We start from the raw sequence: 15840 nt of genomic DNA, 5'->3' as shown, positions 1-15840 counted from the left end.
GGCCTTCAGTATCCGGACAGGGGGCCCTCGTCGCGGTCGTCCCGCTGGTCCGGGACTGGCCTGGACCGCAGGGACAGGATGCCGCCCGCCACCAGTGCCAGCCCGACGCCCACGAGCAGGCCCAACGCCACGATCACGGGGTCGATGGACAGTTCCACGACCTGGCCGACGAGGAGGAGCGTCGCGATCGCGAGGATCACCGACCCCCAGACGACGGTCACGAGGCGGGTGCGGTGTTTCGTCCGGTTCGGTGTGGTGCTCATGGTGTGTCTCCGGTCGGGATGGGACTGCTGTTCGAGGGAAGGGAAGCGTCCTCGGAGTCGGTGACGACGCTGACGTCGCTCATCGCGCCACGCAGGTCGAGGATGATCGCGGATCCGGTGGCGTCGGGGTTCAGCGTCCCGTTCCGCAGCAGCAGGAGGCCGCCCTCGCTCCGGGGGGACATGGGGGAGCCGTCGGAGCCCTCCAGGGTTCCGCGCGGCCCGGCGTTGCCGAGCGCCATCCGGGTGCGGAACTCGACCGGTACGTCGTCGGGCACCACGACGGTCACGTCGCTGGCGAGCGAGTTGACGGGTACCACGACGTCACTGGACAGCGGCGGCAGGCCGGTGAGATCGATGGTGGCCTGTGCCGCCAGGGCGCTGTAGCCGCCGGCTGCGGACTGCAGCGACACCGGGGTGAGTCTCTCGTCCTGCGCGACGATCCAGGTGGCGCCGCCGATCGAGAACGAGGCCATGAGGGCGCCGACGACCGCGAAGGCCGCCGCGACTCCGACCATCCCCGACGTGCGTCCCCGCACGCCGAGCCCGATGATGCCGAGGGCGAGGACGACCGCTGCCGCCGCGAGGGCGACGACGACCGGCTCGACGAGATCCGGCGCGCCGAGGTAGTCCAGCGCGAGAACGGTCGCCGCGACGACGACGGCCCCACCGACCAGGACGGCCGTCACCGGCCCGGAAGGCCGCGGCGGCCGGTACCGGGTGGCCGGTGGGGGACCGGCGACGGGGCCCGGGTAGGTCACCGGAAAGGTGGACCCGGACCAGGACGACGAGCCGGGGTCGTAGGGCAGCGGCCCGGTCGGGTGCGTGTGCTGGGTCCATGGCTCCGTGACGGAGTAGGGGCGGGGCTGGTACGGCAGGGGGACGGTGCGGTGCACGGCATCGTCCTGGGCCGATCCGGGAGCGCCGTCGGTATCACCGTCGGGGGTGCCGTCTGGTCCTCCGGCAACCGGTCCTCCGTCAGTGACGCCGGTCGGCCCTTCATGGGGGGAGCCGTCGTCGGGCGTGCGCCCACCCGGGCCCGCCGCCGGTCCTGCCGTGGGCGCCTCGCCGTGCGGGGTCGTCGGGGGTGGTCCGTCAGGGCCCGGACGAGCCGGGGATCCCGGGTCCTTCGCCGGACCGGACGGCGGCACAGACCGGTCCGGCCCGCCGGTGACGTCGCTGGGCCCGCCACCCGGGCCGCCGTGGACGTCCCGGCGAGCCTGTCCTCCGGCCGACCGGTTGATGATCCAGTAGACGAACAGGACGACGGCGCCGATCCAGAACAGGGTCCACAGCAGCGCGCCCGTGCCGTCACCACCGAGGAACGGCAGGTTCGGGCGCCAGAAGCCGATCGCCACGAACGCCGCGGCCCCGGTCAGGCCGGAGGTCCAGGAGCCCCGGCCGGCCTGCTCCAGGTGGATGCGCCCGTCCGGTTCGGGAAGCAGCGCCCAGGCGAGCCCGTACAGCAGCACACCGATGCCGCCGAAGACCGCGAGGATCACGATCAGCCCACGGACGAGGGCGATGTCCATGCCCGTGCGGCGGGCCACGCCGCCTGCGACCCCGCCGACCCAGCGGTCGGGGGCCCGGGTGATGCCGAGTCCCCGCACCCAGCGGAAGAACGGCGAGGAGGCGGGAGGTCCCGCGGGATGCGATGCGGCCGGTTCTTGCTGCCAGGACGGCCCGCCTGGTGGTGGTTCCGAAGTCATGTCCCCATCCTTCCGCCCAGGCAGGGACGGGCACATCGGGGCCTACCCTGATCGAACCCTGAGTGCGCCCTGAATCTGCTCCGGGACCGTCCCGGAGCGGCGCGCAGCGTGCTTTGATGAGGGCATGAGACCCCCGCTGCTCCGCACGTCCGACGGCGTCATCGCCGGCGTCTGCGCGGGCCTCGCGACTCATCTGGGGATCCCCCGGTCCTGGGTGCGCGTCGGCATGGTGGTACTGACCCTGGCCTCCGGCGCGGGCGTCTTCCTGTACGCCTGGCTCTGGATCTTCGTCCCGACGGCGTCGGACCGGGCCGCTGCGGTGGGCCGTCGAGGGGGCCCTGCGGCCTTCATGCACGAGGACCCGCTCGTCACGGACGTCCGGCGCGACCGCACGGAAGGCGCCGGGCGGCGGGAGATCCTGTTCGGGACCGCCCTGCTGGTCGCCGCGGCCGTCCTCGTGGTGCAGCTGCTCGGCGTCCCGGTCGACTGGGGCCTCCTCGTCCCGATCGCGGTCGTCGCGACGGGCGCTGCCCTCGCCTGGTCGCAGCTCGACGACGTGCGCCGCGCGCGGATGATGGACCGGGCCGGCGCCGAACGGGCGGGCGGTGCCCTGCGCCTCTTCGCGGGCATCGTCCTCGTCATCGCCGGGGTCCTCGTCGCGCTCTCCAGCAGCGGGTCGTGGACCTTGACGATGGCCACTCTCGTCGCGGTCCTGGCGGTCCTCGCGGGTGTGGGACTGGTCCTCGCCCCCTGGGGGCTCAAGTTCTGGCGGGATCTGGAGAGCGAGCAGGCGGCCCGCGTGCGGGAGACCGAGCGCGCCGAGATCGCCGCCCACCTCCACGACTCGGTGCTGCAGACCCTGGCGCTCATCCAGAACCGGGCGGACTCGGAGACGGATGTGCTGCGGCTGGCCCGCGCCCAGGAGCGGGAGCTGCGCCAGTGGCTGTTCGCCGATCCCGGACGGGACCCCGTCAGCCTCGCCGAGCGGCTCCGGAGCATGGCCGGAGAGATCGAGGACCTCTACGGGCATCCGGTCGGGGTCGTCGCCGTGGGCGACGCCTCCCTGGGGCCCGCTGAGGACGCCCTCGCCCAGGCGGCACGGGAAGCCATGCTGAACGCGGCGAAGCACGCCGGGGTTGCCGTGTCGGTGTACCTCGAGGCCGGGCCGGAGAGCGTGGAGGTCTTCGTGCGGGACCGCGGCCCGGGCTTCGACCCGGCGGCGGTCCCTGCCGACCGCCTGGGCATCCGGGAGTCGATCCGCAGCAGGATGCAGCGCCACGGCGGGACGGCGGAGCTCCGCAGCGACGCCGACGGCACCGAGGTGAGGCTCCGCCTGCCCCGCGCCACCGGGATCCCGGCATGATGCCTCAGCCACGGGGCGCCACAGGGATTCCGGCATGATGCCGCAGCGACGGGGCGCCACAGGGATCCCGGCATGATGCCGCAGCCACGGGTCGGGGCCTGCGCGCCGGCCGGCATCCGGGCCGCCGGCACGGTCGGCGTCAGCGCAGGACGGGAAGACGACGGACGGCCGACGGCCGGAGGGGAGCGGCATGGACAGGATGGATGAAGCGGCGGAGGCGTCCGCGCCGGGGACGGTCTCCGTCGTGATCGTCGACGATCACGGGATCTTCCGCGCCGGGCTCCGCGGGGCGCTCGGGCCCGTGATCCACGTCCTCGGCGAGGCGGCGACGGTCGAGGAGGCGGAAGCGGTGATCGACGCGGCGCGGCCCGACGTCGTCCTCCTCGACGTGCATCTGCCCGGCGGTCGCGGCGGGGGAGGCGCGGAGGTCATCCACCGGTGCTCCCGGCTCGGCGTCCCGTCCCGCTTCCTGGCCCTGAGCGTGTCCGACTCCGCGGAGGACGTCGTCGCCGTCATCCGCGCGGGCGCCCGCGGATACGTCACCAAGACCGTCTCCGGTCCGGAAATCACGGACGCCGTGCAGCGCATCGCCTCGGGCGACGCCGTGTTCTCGCCGCGACTCGCCGGGTTCGTCCTCGATGCGTTCGGGACGGCGTCGGTGGCCGTCGACGACGAGCTCGATCGCCTCTCCGCCCGTGAACTGGAAGTCATGCGCCTGATCGCCCGCGGCTACAGCTACAAGGAGACGGCGAAGGAGCTGTTCATCTCCGTCAAGACCGTCGAGACGCATGTGTCCGCGGTCCTGCGGAAACTGCAGCTGTCCTCCCGGTATGAACTCACGCGCTGGGCCACGGAGCGCAGGCTGCTCTGACCTGCCCGCCCTCCGCGTGCCCGGGCGGAGGCCCCGTCAGCGGACCGAGCCCAGGAACTCCTGCAGCCGGCGTACGCCGGTCGCGAGGTCCTCGTCGCCCAGGGCGTAGGACAGCCGCAGGAAGCCGCTGGGACCGAAGGCCTCCCCGGGCACGACGGCCACCTCCACCTTCTCGAGGATCAGCGCGGCGAGTTCGGCCGACGTCGCGGGGGTGGCGCCGTCGATGTTCCTGCCGAGCAGGGCGCGGACATCCGCATAGGCGTAGAAGGCCCCGTGGGGGGTGGGGCATTCGACGCCCTCGATCGCGTTGAGCCCCGAGACCATGGCGCGGCGGCGCCGGTCGAACGCCACCTTCATCTCCTCGACCGCCGTCAGTGGACCCGCGACGGCCGCGAGGGCGGCCATCTGCGACACGTTGGAGACGTTCGACGTCGCATGGGACTGCAGGTTGGTGGCGGCCTTCACGAGATCGTTGGGGCCGATCATCCAGCCCACGCGCCACCCCGTCATGGCGTACGTCTTCGCGACGCCGTTGAGGACCACCACCTTGTCGCCGAGGGCCGGGGCCGCCGTCGCGATCGAGGTGAACCGGACGTCGTCGTACGTCAGGTGCTCGTAGATCTCGTCGGTGACCACCCACAGGCCGCGCGCCGCAGCCCACTCGCCGATCTCCCGCACGGCGTCCGGGCCGTAGACCGCCCCGGTGGGGTTGGACGGCGAGACGAAGAGGAGCACCTTGGTGCGCGGGGTCAGGGCGGCGGCCAGCTGGTCCACCGTCACCAGGTAGCCCTGCTCCGGTCCGGCGAACACCTCGACCGGTACCCCGCCGGCCAGGCGGATGGCCTCCGGATAGGTGGTCCAGAACGGGCTGGGAACGAGCACCTCGTCCCCGGGATCGAGGAGCGCGGCGAAGGATTCGTACACGGCCTGCTTGCCGCCGTTCGTCACCAGCACCTGGGAGGGGTCGACGCCGTAGCCGGAGTCACGCAGGGTCTTGGCGGCGATGGCCTGCTTGAGTTCTGGCAGGCCGCCGGCGGGGGAGTAGCGGTGGAACCGCGGCTGGCGCGCCGCCTCGATCGCGGCCTCGACGATGTAGTCCGGCGTGGGGAAGTCCGGCTCGCCCGCACCGAAACCGATGACGGGTCGTCCGGCCGCCTTCAGAGCCTTCGCCTTGGCGTCCACGGCCAGTGTCGCGGACTCCGCGATCGAGCCGATCCGCCGGGAGACCCGGGGGAGTGCTGCGCGGGTGGAATCGTCGGTCATCGCGTTCATCGGGTCCCGTTCCATGAGGGGCAAGTGTCTCGTCCAAGCTTAGGCGCTGGCCCGTGTCCGGGCCCGACGACGAGCACGGGGATGCGCCGCCGGGTCCGTCCACGATGCCCCGCCGGGCCCGCGCACGACCCGGCCGCGTGTCCGTGCGGGCGGGGCCCGGCAGTCCCGCTCAGGTCACCGGTTCGACGTTCCGGCGGTGAGTGCGTAGACTTGTTCCTCGGTGTTGAAACACCATGATGGTTCGTGCCCTCCCGGGCCGTCCGGAGTGGAGCAGTACCTGTTCAAGACCAAAGGGTAGTGGCGCAATTGGTAGCGCAGCGGTCTCCAAAACCGCAGGTTGCAGGTTCGAGTCCTGTCTGCCCTGCGCGTGGCCTTCGCGGATAGACGGCGAAGGCACGGCAGAAACAGATCACGAAGTCCCGCCGCAGGCATCGGTTCCGCCCGACGGTAAACATGATCAGCTGGGCGCGCCATTGGTGGTCCGGTTGGACCACCACACAGATTGATGAGGTTGACGGTGACCGATACGGCTGCGAGCAGCTCCAAGGGAAGCCCATCCGAGAAAGAGGCTCCCCGGCGCGGGTTCTTCGGACGCATCATGCTGTTCATCCGCCAGGTCTTCGCGGAGCTCGGGAAGGTCGTCACGCCGACCCGCCGGGAACTGGTCCGATTCACCATCACCGTCCTCGTCTTCGTGATCATCATGATGCTCATCGTGACGGGACTGGACCTCCTGTTCGGCGCCGGCGCGCTGTGGGTGTTCGGCGGCAGCTGACGCTGTCCCGGGGAACCCCCGACGGCGCACCGCAGTCGGAGCGGGTGCAGGAAAGCAGAACAACCTTCGAAGAATGTCAGAAAGCAGGCGGCTAGGTGTCCGAGCAAGAACTCGAACAGCAGATCACTCCCGAAGATGGTCTGGAGAACGAGGAGTACGGGACGGAGGCGGAGGTGGACTCCACCGACGTGCCTGCTGACGGCTCCGACGCGGTCGACGGCTCCACCGACTCCGACATCGAGGCCACGGCCGTCGACGCCGTCGACGAGGCCGCCGCCTCCGACGCCGATACCGATGTCGACACAGATGGCGCGGACGCCTCCGAGCAGACCGACGCGGACGGCTCGGAGCCGACCGACGAGGTTGCCGAGGAAGCTCCCGCCGAAGACCCCGTGGCCGCCTTCAAGGCGAAGCTCCGCCGCCAGGAGGGCGACTGGTTCGTCATCCACTCCTACGCCGGCTACGAGAACCGCGTGAAGGCGAACCTCGAGACCCGCATCCAGACGCTGGACATGGAAGATTACATCTTCGAGATCCAGGTCCCGATGGAAGAGGTCGTCGAGATCAAGAACACCACGCGGAAGATCGTGAACCGCGTGCGCATCCCGGGCTACGTACTGGTCCGCATGGAACTGACCGACGAGTCGTGGGGCGCCGTGCGCCACACTCCGGGCGTCACCGGCTTCGTGGGCAACGCCCACAACCCGGTCCCGCTGAGCCTCTCCGAGGTCTTCTCGATGCTCGAGCACACCATCGTCCACACCGATGCGGTGTCCGGGAAGCCCGTCCAGCCGCAGTTCACCCCGGCGACGGTCAACTTCGAGGTCGGGGAATCCGTCACCGTCAACGAGGGCCCCTTCGAGACGCTCCCGGCGACGATCTCCGAGATCAAGCACGAGTCGCAGCAGCTGGTCGTTCTCGTGTCGATCTTCGAGCGCGAGACCCCGGTCACGCTCTCCTACAACCAGGTCACCAAGATCCAGTAAAGCTTCGGTGCCCCCGGCGTGCTTGGCCGGGAGCACCGTCAGGCCGTCACGCCATGACGGCCACCACCCCGCAGGACGCTCCTGTCCCGCGGGAACGCAATGCAAGAGAAGGACCCTTTCATGGCCCCCAAGAAAAAGGTCACCGGCCTCATCAAGCTGCAGATCAATGCAGGCGCCGCCAACCCGGCTCCTCCCATCGGTCCCGCGCTTGGCCAGCACGGTGTCAACATCATGGAATTCTGCAAGGCATACAACGCCGCCACGGAATCCCAGCGCGGCAACGTCATCCCCGTGGAGATCACGGTGTACGAGGACCGCTCGTTCACCTTCGTCACGAAGACCCCGCCGGCAGCCGAGCTGATCAAGAAGGCAGCCGGCGTCGCCAAGGGCTCGGGCACACCCCACACGGTCAAGGTCGCCAAGCTGACCAACGCCCAGGTCGAGGAGATCGCCACCATGAAGATGGAAGACCTCAACGCCAACGACGTCCAGGCAGCCGCGAAGATCATCGCCGGCACCGCCCGCTCCATGGGCATCACGGTCGAGGGCTGACCGACCCACCCCCGCCCGGTCCGGCGTCGTCGGACAGGGCACACCACCATTTTCACGGCACGACGACGACGCTCCCGCGGACGTCGTCGTGAGTGGCAGGGCCGAGCGCGGTCCGCAGACCACGACTGCATAAGGAGAACAAGCAGATGGCACAGCGCAGCAAAGCATACAAGGGAGCTGCCGCGAAGATCGAGGCGGACAAGCAGTACGCCCCCCTCGAAGCGGTAGCCCTGGCGAAGGACACCAACCCTTCGACGTTCGACGCCACGGTGGAGGTGTCCTTCCGTCTCGGAGTGGACCCCCGCAAGGCGGACCAGATGGTCCGCGGCACCGTGAACCTCCCGCACGGCACCGGCAAGACCGCCCGCGTCCTGGTCTTCGCGACCGGCGAGAAGGCCGAGGCTGCCATTGCGGCCGGCGCCGACTTCGTCGGCTCCGACGACATGATCGAGAAGGTCTCTGGCGGCTGGACCGACTTCGACGCGGCCGTTGCCACCCCTGACCTCATGGGCAAGGTGGGACGCCTCGGGAAGATCCTCGGCCCCCGCAACCTGATGCCGAACCCGAAGACCGGTACGGTCACCGCCGACGTCGCGAAGGCCGTCACCGACATCAAGGGTGGCAAGATCGACTTCCGCGTCGACAAGCACTCGAACCTGCACTTCATCATCGGCAAGGTGTCCTTCGACGAGCAGAAGCTGGGCGAGAACTACGCCGCGGCGCTCGAGGAGATCCTCCGCCTGAAGCCCTCCGCATCGAAGGGCCGCTACATCCAGAAGGCGACAGTCTCGACCACCTTCGGTCCGGGCATCTCGGTCGACCCGAGCGTCACCAAGGTCTTCACCGTCTAGGTGTCGCTCCCTGAAGAAGCCCCGCGGCGTCGGCCGCGGGGCTTCTTCGTGTCCGGGGCGTGCTGACGAGGAGCCGACCCTCGGGCCCCCTGCTTCGGCCACGCGACGAACTCGCGGGAGGTGGTTCCGCCAGTCGATTTGGAGAGGTTCCCGACGTCACGTAGTCTTGAAGGACCAAAGACCGTCGGTCGATCCACCTCCGCTTCCCCACCGCGCGTATGCGGCGAGGAAGAAGGATCAGGATTCGAAAGTTCCCGCAAGGGACGGCCTACGCAGGTGAACGAAGCTCCTCTCCACGGACCTGGTCCGTGTCGAGCAAAGCCCCGTGCATCTGCGCGGGGCGTTTTTTATGGGAGCTGGAAAGCCGGCGCATATTCCCCCGGAAGGAGGGTTATGGCAACGCCAACAAAGGTTTCTGCAGTGGATGAGATCACCACCGATTTCAAGGATTCCACCGCCGCTGTCCTGACCGAATACCGCGGGCTCACCGTTGCTCAGCTGAAGGACCTGCGTCGTGCACTCGGCACCGACAACAAGTTCTCCGTCGTCAAGAACACCCTGACCGGCATCGCGGCGAAGGAGGCGGGCATCGACGCGTTCGACGGCCAGCTCTCCGGACCCACCGCGATCGCCTTCATCAAGGGTGACGCCGTCGCTGCAGCCAAGAGCCTCACGGATTTCGCGAAAGCCAACCCGAAGCTCGTCATCAAGACCGGAATCTTCGAGGGCAAGGCTCTGAACGCCTCCGAGGTCATCGCCCTGGCGGCCCTCGAGTCCCGTGAACTCCAGCTCGCCCGGGTGGCAGGTGTCCTCAAGGCACCGATGTCCGCTCTGGCACGCACCGTCGACGCCCTGCGCGTCAAGCTCGAGGAGGGAAGCGACGCTGCACCCGCAGCCGATGCCGACGCTCCTGCTGCAACCGAGGAAGCCGCTGCCCCCGCAGAAGCTCCCGCGGAGGCTCCCGTCGAGGAAGCCGCAGCACCCGAAGCGAACTAGTTTCCCTTCGCCCACACACTGAAGGTGCACTGCACCACTAAAGGAAGGACGCCTCCCATGGCGAAGCTCACCAACGAAGAGCTCATCGAAGCTTTCAAGGAACTGTCCATCATCGAACTCTCGGACTTCGTGAAGCTGTTCGAGGAGACCTTCGATGTCACCGCTGCAGCCGTTGCGGTCGCTGGCCCCGCCGGTGGCGGCGCCGAGGCCGAGGCCGAGGAGCAGACTGCGTTCGACGTCGTCCTCGAGTCCGCCGGCGACAAGAAGATCGCAGTGATCAAGGAAGTCCGCGCGCTCACCTCGCTGGGCCTGAAGGAAGCCAAGGACGTCGTCGACAGCGCGCCCAAGGCCGTCCTCGAAGGCGCCACGAAGGAAGCAGCAGAGAAGGCCAAGGAGGCCCTCGAGGCCGCCGGCGCCACCGTTACCCTCAAGTAACATCCCGGCCGGCCCACGCCGGCCTGCTGCACCACGAAAGAGCCCCGCTTCGCAGGAAGCGGGGCTCTTCTCGTTCGCCCTGGAGGGCCGGGGAAGCTCAGCGCCAGAGGAGCAGGGCCTCGCCCTGGCCGCCGCCGCCGCAGAGGCTGACGGCGGTTCGTCCCGTCCCACGACGGGCGAGCTCCATGGCCGCGTGCAGGGCCAGCCGGGCCCCCGATGCGCCGATGGGATGCCCGAGGGCGATGGCCCCGCCATGGATGTTGCACTGCTCGAGCGGGTAGTCGAGGTCCTTGAGCGACTGCACGGCGACCGACCCGAAGGCCTCGTTGATCTCGATGAAGTCCAGGTCCGCCGCGGACCAGCCGGCGCGGTCGAGGGCCTGCCGGATGGCGGCCGCGGGCTGCGAGTGGAGCGTGTTGTCCGGTCCCGCGACCTGGCCGGGGCGGCCGACGACGGCGAGCACCGGGAGTCCGTGCTCCTCGGCATACGCTCGGGTGGTGACGACGAGCGCGGCGGCGCCGTCGGACAGCGGGGAGGAGTTGCCCGCCGTGATCGCGCCGTCCGGGTTGAACGCCGGCCGGAGCTTCGCGAGGGACTCCACGGTCGTCGTGGGGCGGATGCCCTCGTCGGAGGTGAGGACGACGTCGTCGCCCCTGCGCTGCCGGACCGTCACCGGGACGATCTCCTCCGCGAGGACCCCGCTGTCCGTCGCGGCAGCGGCCCGCTGATGGGATGCCGCGGCCACGCCGTCCTGGGCCGTGCGGTCGATCTCGAGCCGCACGTTCCCACGCTCGGTCGAGGCTCCCATGGACTCGTCGTCGAACGCATCGGTCAGCCCGTCGTGCGCCACGGAGTCGAGGGCCTGGAGGGACCCGTAGGTCCACCCCTGGCGGGACCCGGGGAGCAGGTGCGGACCACGCGTCATGGACTCCTGCCCGCCGGCGACGACGACGCGCGCCTCGCCGCTGCGGATCAGCCGGGCGGCGTCGATCACGGCGGTGAGGCCCGAGAGGCACACCTTGTTGAGGGTGACGGCCGGGACGTTCCAGGGGATGCCGGCCTTGACGGCCGACTGGCGTGCGGGGTTCTGTCCGCATCCGGCCTGGACCACGTGGCCCATGATCACGGCGTCCACGGCGGAGGGGTCGACCCCGGCCCGCTCCAGCGCACCGGCGATGGCACGGGCGCCGAGGTCCACGGCGGTGAAGGATGCGAGCTGCCCGTTGAGGCGCCCGAGGGGTGTGCGGGCTCCGCCGACGAGCACGACGTCGTCGGGGGTTGGCGTGGGTGTCGCCATGGCGAGACTCTCTTTCGTCGTTGAAATGGTGCCGCTACCAGATTAGGCCCTGGCCCTGCCGCCCCCGACCGCTTCAGGCGCGCGGCCCCGGGCCGTCCGCACCCTGCGGGTAGAGCAGCGGGAGCTGGAGGGTGAGCCAGGGGCTGAACGCCCAGGGAGTCGCCGTCACGGCGTGCACCAGACCGGCGGGCTCAACCCACTGGAAGTCCATGACCTCCTCGGGCAGCGGAGCGACCGCGCTGTCGGCGACGGCGGTGTAGACGGGGCAGATCTCGTTCTCGACGATCCCCCCGGCGTCCACGGCCCGGTAGCGGAAGTCGGGCAGTGCCGCACGGACGTCCGTGACGGTGAAGCCGAGCTCCTGGGCGGCCCGTCGGTGGACGGCGTCCTCGAAGCCCTCGCCGGGCGCGGGATGCCCGCAGAAGGAGTTGGTCCACACGCCGGGCCAGGCCTTCTTGCCGAGCGCGCGCCGCGTCACGAGGATTCGACCCTCGCGGTCGAACACGTGGGTCGAGAAGGCCAGGTGGAGCGGCGTGTCGAGCGTGTGGACGGTCGCCTTCGCCTGCGTCCCGAGCGGCGTGCCGTCCTCCGCCAGCAGCACGACGAGTTCGGCGTCCCCGTGCGCCTCGCCTGCCGCGCCGTCCTGGATGGTTCCTGTCTCGCTCGCCATGGTGGCTCTCTTTTCGCTGGTTGTCGGCGCGCCCCGCGGGGCCCGGCGTCGCCGTGGGCCCGGGGCGCCGTCATCCGCCTCCGTGTCGTCAACGGCGCACTTTCCGTTGTTTACTTTACCTATGGACATGGACACTCTGCTGGTCGAGCCCGCCGGGCTGGAGCAGGTCGAGGACGCGCTGGGGCGGTTCTTCGAGGAGTCCAAGAACCGCGCCGCGAAGATCGGTCCCGGGTACCACGCCCTGTGGGAGACCCTGGAGCGCTGCACCACGGGCGGCAAGCGCTTCCGGCCCCGCCTGGTGATGTCCGCCTACCAGATGCTCGGGGGCAGCGACCTCGACAACGCGGCCGAACTCGGGGCGGCGTTCGAGCTCCTCCACACGGCACTGATCGTGCACGACGACGTCATCGACCGCGACTTCGTGCGCCGGGGTATCCCGAACGTGTCCGGACGCTACCGCAGCGTGGCCGAGGCCGCCGGCCTGTCCCCGGACGGTGCGCGCCACGTCGGGCTCTCCGCGGGCGTCATCGCCGGCGACCTCGCCCTGTCCAACGCATACCGCCTGCTCGAGCGGGTCGCCGCCGCGCCCGCCACGCGCCGCCGGCTGGGCGACATCCTCGACGAAGCGGTGTTCGCGTCCGCGGCGGGGGAGTTCCTCGACGTCGAGACCTCCCTCAGCGCCGTCATGCCCCCACTCGACGACATCGTCCAGATGGCGCGCCTCAAGACGTCGGTGTACTCCTTCGAGGGACCGCTCCAGGCGGGCGCGGTCCTCGCGGGCGCCGAGGACGACGTGGTCGAACGGCTCGGGGACTTCGGGCGCGACGCCGGGATCGCGTACCAGATCGCCGACGACCTGCTCGGCGTCTTCGGCAGCGAGACACGCACGGGGAAGACCAACTGGGGGGACCTGCGGGAGGGCAAGCGCACGGCGCTGCTGTCCTACGTGTCCGCCCGCCCCGAGTGGGAGAGCATCTCCTCGCTCGTCGGCAGCCCCGGCATGTCGGCGTCCGACGCCGACGTCGTCCGGCGCGTCCTCGTCGACAGCGGGGCGAAGGACTACTCCGCGGATCTCGCCGCCCAGTACGCCTCGCGTGCCCGCGCGCACCTCGACTCGGACGCGGTGCCCTCCGCACTGCGGGCCGCGCTCGAACCCGTGGTGACGGCCGTCGTGGACAGGGTGCGCTGAGTGGGTGTCGACGCTTCGCTCGCGCGCTACACCGATGCCGCGCTGAAGACCTCCGCCGAGGTCATCCGCTGCTACTCGACGTCCTTCGGCCTCGCCTCGCGGATCCTCGACCGCACCACGCGCAGCTCCATCGAGGCCGTGTACGCCCTCGTGCGGGTGGCGGACGAGATCGTCGACGGCGCCGCGGCCGGGGCGGGCCTCCCCGACGCGGACGTGGAGCGCCTGCTCGACGACCTCGAGCGGGACACGGAGACGGCGATGGCCACCGGTTACAGCGCCAACCTCGTGGTCCACGCGTTCGCGGTCACGGCGCGGAGCACCGGGATCGGCGTCGAGCTCACCCGGCCCTTCTTCGCCTCCATGCGCGCCGACATCACCCGGCACGAACACACCCAGGAGTCCTTCGACCTGTACGTGTACGGCTCGGCGGAGGTCGTGGGGCTGATGTGCCTGAAGGCGTTCCTCGTCGGCCGGGCCGTTCCGCCCGAGGAGGACGCCGTACTCGTGGACGGCGCACGGCACCTGGGTGCGGCCTTCCAGAAGATCAACTTCCTGCGTGACCTCGCCGAGGACTTCACCACCTTGGGCCGCAGCTACTTCCCCGGCGTCCGGCCCGGCAACTTCACCGAGGCCGACAAGAACCGGCTCCTGGACGACATCGACGAGGACCTGAGGATCTCGGCTGCCGCACTCCCGGGGTTGCCCCCGACGCCGCGCCGCGCCGTCGCCCTCGCGCAGGGCCTGTTCACGGACCTCGCGGCACGCCTCCGGCGCACACCCGCCGACGAGCTCCTCCAGGCGCGGATCCGGGTGCCCAACCCGGTGAAGCTCCGCATCATGGCGAAAGCCTTCACCGGTCGCGCGGTGCCGGAACCTGCCGCGCAGGAGAGGACGGCATGACCGCACAGCAGGGCAGGAGCGCACGCGTGGGGGCGAAGGACGTCGTCGTGATCGGCGGCGGGATCGGCGGACTGGCGACGTCGGCCCTGCTGGCCCGGGAGGGCCACCGCGTCACCCTGCTGGAGAAGCGGGACGCGGTCGGCGGCCGCGCCGGCTCCTGGGAGCAGGACGGGTTCCGCTTCGACACGGGCCCGTCCTGGTACCTGATGCCCGAGGTGATCGACCATTTCTTCAGGCTGATGGGGACGAGCGCCGCCGAGCAGCTCGAGCTGGTGAAACTCGATCCCGGGTACCGCGTCATCTTCGAGCAGGGCCTCGACACCGTGGACGTCCCCGCCGACCGCGAAGCCGTCACCAAGCTCTTCGAGTCGCTGGAGGCAGGGGCCGGTGAGCAGCTCTCGACGTACCTCGACTCCGCCGAGGACGCCTACGAGATGGCGAAGAAGCGCTTCCTCTACTCGACGTTCCAGTCCTTCCTCCCGTTCCTCCGGCCCGACGTCCTGAAGCGCCTGCCCCGCATCGGTGCACTCCTCGCGCAGCCGCTGCAGTCGTTCGTCGAGAAGCGGTTCAAGGATCCCCGCATCCAGCAGATCCTCGGGTACCCGGCCGTCTTCCTCGGCAGCTCGCCCTTCGAGGCGCCGAGCATGTACCACCTGATGAGCCACCTGGACCTCGACGACGGCGTGCTGTACCCGATGGGCGGCTTCACGACCCTCATCGGGGCGATGCGCCGCGTCGCGGAGGCCGCGGGCGTCGAGATCCGCACCGGGGCCGACGTCGTCGCGATCGACACGGACCCGCGTACGCCCGGCCGGTCGCCGCTGGACCGTCAGGCCGCGACGGTGCGGGCGGTCACGTACCGCACCGCCGGGACGACGGCGTCGATCGCCGCGGACATCGTCGTCTCCGCAGCGGACCTGCACCACACCGAGACGACCCTCCTGCCGGCGGAGCTCCGGACCTACCCCGAGAAGTACTGGCAGAAGCGCGTCCCCGGGCCGAGCGCGCTGCTCCTCTACCTGGGCGTGCGCGGCACCCTCCCGCAGCTGGAACACCACACGCTGCTGTTCAGCACCGACTGGCGGGACAACTTCGGGCGGATCTTCGGCAAGGAGACCTCGGTCCCCTCGCCGGCGTCGCTCTACGTCTGCCGTCCCAGCGCGACGGACGACTCCGTGGCGCCCGAGGGCCACGAGAACGTGTTCGTGCTCGTGCCCATCCCGGCGGACGTGGGGATCGGCAAGGGCGGGCTGGAGCGCGCGGGAGACCCGCGTGTGGAGGACCTCGCCGACGCCGTCATCGGCCAGATCTCCGAGTGGGCGGGCATCCCCGATCTCGCGGAGCGCATCGTCGTCCGTCGCAGCTACGGTCCGCAGGACTTCGCCGAGGACCTCAACGCCTGGCGGGGGACGTCCCTCGGGCCGGCGCACATCCTGAAGCAGAGTGCCTTCTTCCGCGGCTCGAACCGCAGCGCGAAGGTTCGGAACCTGTTCTACGCAGGCAGCTCCACCGTGCCGGGCATCGGCATCCCGATGTGCCTGATCAGCGCCGAACTGATCGTCAAGCGCCTGCGCGGGGACGTGAGCACGGGCCCCCTGGCGGAGCCCGCCGTGGGCTGACCGGACGGCGCGGGCCGGACGCCGTCGCCCCGACTTCCCGGGGGCGGACCCGGTGGGCTCGACGGCGGGTGAGCTTGACGGATACGGGGCAGAGG

At 70.4% G+C, this 15840-nt stretch carries 16 protein-coding genes and 1 tRNA gene; 12 read left to right on the top strand and 5 right to left on the bottom strand.

Annotated features, from left to right (window positions below):
• Window positions 1-5: 5 nt before the first annotated feature.
• Together ACSGDB_RS05300 and ACSGDB_RS05295 are read right to left on the bottom strand one after the other, a co-directional pair.
• Window positions 6-263 (bottom strand): hypothetical protein, encoded by a 258-nt coding sequence (locus ACSGDB_RS05300; RefSeq protein ID WP_434993391.1) that lies wholly within the window; start codon window positions 261-263, stop codon window positions 6-8.
• Window positions 260-1969 carry a PspC domain-containing protein gene (locus ACSGDB_RS05295; protein ID WP_434993390.1) on the bottom strand — a complete coding sequence of 570 codons (1710 nt, stop codon included), beginning with the start codon at window positions 1967-1969 and terminating at the stop codon, window positions 260-262. The genes ACSGDB_RS05300 and ACSGDB_RS05295 overlap by 4 nt, the downstream gene beginning before the upstream one ends.
• Before the next feature lie 124 nt (window positions 1970-2093).
• On the opposite strand from ACSGDB_RS05295, the gene ACSGDB_RS05290 reads away from it, so the two are divergent.
• Window positions 2094-3332: an ATP-binding protein gene (locus ACSGDB_RS05290; RefSeq protein ID WP_434993388.1), complete on the top strand. Its 1239-nt coding sequence runs from the start codon at window positions 2094-2096 to the stop codon at window positions 3330-3332.
• A 199-nt stretch (window positions 3333-3531) separates the two neighbouring features.
• A complete protein-coding gene (locus ACSGDB_RS05285) occupies window positions 3532-4203 on the top strand; it encodes a LuxR C-terminal-related transcriptional regulator (RefSeq protein WP_434993563.1) in 672 nt (223 codons plus the stop codon).
• 36 nt (window positions 4204-4239) lie between these two features.
• Here the strand turns inward: ACSGDB_RS05285 and ACSGDB_RS05280 are convergent, their stop codons facing one another.
• On the bottom strand, window positions 4240-5490 hold the full coding sequence (locus ACSGDB_RS05280; RefSeq protein WP_434993386.1) for a pyridoxal phosphate-dependent aminotransferase: 1251 nt from the start codon (window positions 5488-5490) through the stop codon (window positions 4240-4242).
• Window positions 5491-5766: 276 nt separating this feature from the next.
• Between ACSGDB_RS05280 and ACSGDB_RS05275 the strand changes: the two genes are divergently transcribed.
• The 7 genes from ACSGDB_RS05275 (at window position 5767) to rplL (ending at window position 10070) form a co-directional block, all read left to right on the top strand.
• Window positions 5767-5839 (top strand) — tRNA-Trp (locus tag ACSGDB_RS05275).
• Window positions 5840-5992: 153 nt separating this feature from the next.
• A complete protein-coding gene (gene secE, locus ACSGDB_RS05270; RefSeq protein WP_434993385.1) occupies window positions 5993-6250 on the top strand; it encodes a preprotein translocase subunit SecE in 258 nt (85 codons plus the stop codon).
• A 95-nt stretch (window positions 6251-6345) separates the two neighbouring features.
• The gene (gene nusG, locus ACSGDB_RS05265) at window positions 6346-7236 is read left to right on the top strand and encodes a transcription termination/antitermination protein NusG (protein ID WP_434993383.1); all 891 of its coding nucleotides are present in this window, start codon (window positions 6346-6348) and stop codon (window positions 7234-7236) included.
• A gap of 120 nt (window positions 7237-7356) precedes the next feature.
• Window positions 7357-7788: a 50S ribosomal protein L11 gene (gene rplK / locus ACSGDB_RS05260; protein ID WP_043440576.1), complete on the top strand. Its 432-nt coding sequence runs from the start codon at window positions 7357-7359 to the stop codon at window positions 7786-7788.
• 146 nt (window positions 7789-7934) lie between these two features.
• Window positions 7935-8639: a 50S ribosomal protein L1 gene (gene rplA, locus ACSGDB_RS05255; RefSeq protein WP_434993382.1), complete on the top strand. Its 705-nt coding sequence runs from the start codon at window positions 7935-7937 to the stop codon at window positions 8637-8639.
• Window positions 8640-9032: 393 nt separating this feature from the next.
• Window positions 9033-9635: a 50S ribosomal protein L10 gene (gene rplJ, locus ACSGDB_RS05250; RefSeq protein WP_434993381.1), complete on the top strand. Its 603-nt coding sequence runs from the start codon at window positions 9033-9035 to the stop codon at window positions 9633-9635.
• A 57-nt stretch (window positions 9636-9692) separates the two neighbouring features.
• Window positions 9693-10070: a 50S ribosomal protein L7/L12 gene (gene rplL, locus ACSGDB_RS05245; RefSeq protein ID WP_434993380.1), complete on the top strand. Its 378-nt coding sequence runs from the start codon at window positions 9693-9695 to the stop codon at window positions 10068-10070.
• Window positions 10071-10167: 97 nt separating this feature from the next.
• Here rplL and ACSGDB_RS05240 read toward each other — a convergent pair whose 3' ends face one another.
• Both ACSGDB_RS05240 and idi read right to left on the bottom strand, forming a co-directional pair.
• On the bottom strand, window positions 10168-11367 hold the full coding sequence (locus ACSGDB_RS05240) for an acetyl-CoA C-acetyltransferase (protein ID WP_434993378.1): 1200 nt from the start codon (window positions 11365-11367) through the stop codon (window positions 10168-10170).
• Window positions 11368-11440: 73 nt separating this feature from the next.
• Window positions 11441-12037, bottom strand: a complete 597-nt coding sequence (idi, locus tag ACSGDB_RS05235) for an isopentenyl-diphosphate Delta-isomerase (RefSeq protein ID WP_434993377.1) — start codon at window positions 12035-12037, stop codon at window positions 11441-11443.
• A gap of 121 nt (window positions 12038-12158) precedes the next feature.
• On the opposite strand from idi, the gene ACSGDB_RS05230 reads away from it, so the two are divergent.
• From ACSGDB_RS05230 to crtI, 3 genes are read left to right on the top strand one after another with little or no spacing between them, the layout of a single operon-like run.
• Window positions 12159-13226 (top strand): polyprenyl synthetase family protein, encoded by a 1068-nt coding sequence (locus ACSGDB_RS05230; RefSeq protein ID WP_434993376.1) that lies wholly within the window; start codon window positions 12159-12161, stop codon window positions 13224-13226.
• Entirely contained in the window at window positions 13227-14126 is a 900-nt protein-coding gene (locus tag ACSGDB_RS05225) for a phytoene/squalene synthase family protein (protein ID WP_434993375.1), read from the top strand. It begins immediately after the preceding gene.
• The gene (crtI, locus tag ACSGDB_RS05220; RefSeq protein ID WP_434993374.1) at window positions 14123-15745 is read left to right on the top strand and encodes a phytoene desaturase family protein; all 1623 of its coding nucleotides are present in this window, start codon (window positions 14123-14125) and stop codon (window positions 15743-15745) included. Before ACSGDB_RS05225 ends, crtI begins: the two co-directional genes overlap by 4 nt.
• The last annotated feature ends 95 nt before the right edge of the window (window positions 15746-15840 follow it).

This window comes from Arthrobacter sp. Ld5 (assembly GCF_051172775.1).
GTDB lineage: Bacteria > Actinomycetota > Actinomycetes > Actinomycetales > Micrococcaceae > Arthrobacter_D.
The sequence above is the reverse complement of the archived record's forward strand: the minus strand, read 5'-3'. Positions and strand labels throughout refer to the sequence as shown.

Bases quoted from the DNA above. Each gene is read 5' to 3' on its own strand.
- ACSGDB_RS05300 (WP_434993391.1), bottom strand. From the start codon at position 263: ATGAGCACCACACCGAACCGGACGAAACACCGCACCCGCCTCGTGACC.
- ACSGDB_RS05295 (WP_434993390.1), bottom strand. From the start codon at position 1,969: ATGACTTCGGAACCACCACCAGGCGGGCCGTCCTGGCAGCAAGAACCG.
- ACSGDB_RS05290 (WP_434993388.1), top strand. From the start codon at position 2,094: ATGAGACCCCCGCTGCTCCGCACGTCCGACGGCGTCATCGCCGGCGTC.
- ACSGDB_RS05285 (WP_434993563.1), top strand. From the start codon at position 3,532: ATGGATGAAGCGGCGGAGGCGTCCGCGCCGGGGACGGTCTCCGTCGTG.
- ACSGDB_RS05280 (WP_434993386.1), bottom strand. From the start codon at position 5,490: ATGGAACGGGACCCGATGAACGCGATGACCGACGATTCCACCCGCGCA.
- rplK (WP_043440576.1), top strand. From the start codon at position 7,357: ATGGCCCCCAAGAAAAAGGTCACCGGCCTCATCAAGCTGCAGATCAAT.
- rplA (WP_434993382.1), top strand. From the start codon at position 7,935: ATGGCACAGCGCAGCAAAGCATACAAGGGAGCTGCCGCGAAGATCGAG.
- rplJ (WP_434993381.1), top strand. From the start codon at position 9,033: ATGGCAACGCCAACAAAGGTTTCTGCAGTGGATGAGATCACCACCGAT.
- rplL (WP_434993380.1), top strand. From the start codon at position 9,693: ATGGCGAAGCTCACCAACGAAGAGCTCATCGAAGCTTTCAAGGAACTG.
- ACSGDB_RS05240 (WP_434993378.1), bottom strand. From the start codon at position 11,367: ATGGCGACACCCACGCCAACCCCCGACGACGTCGTGCTCGTCGGCGGA.
- idi (WP_434993377.1), bottom strand. From the start codon at position 12,037: ATGGCGAGCGAGACAGGAACCATCCAGGACGGCGCGGCAGGCGAGGCG.
- ACSGDB_RS05230 (WP_434993376.1), top strand. From the start codon at position 12,159: ATGGACATGGACACTCTGCTGGTCGAGCCCGCCGGGCTGGAGCAGGTC.
- crtI (WP_434993374.1), top strand. From the start codon at position 14,123: ATGACCGCACAGCAGGGCAGGAGCGCACGCGTGGGGGCGAAGGACGTC.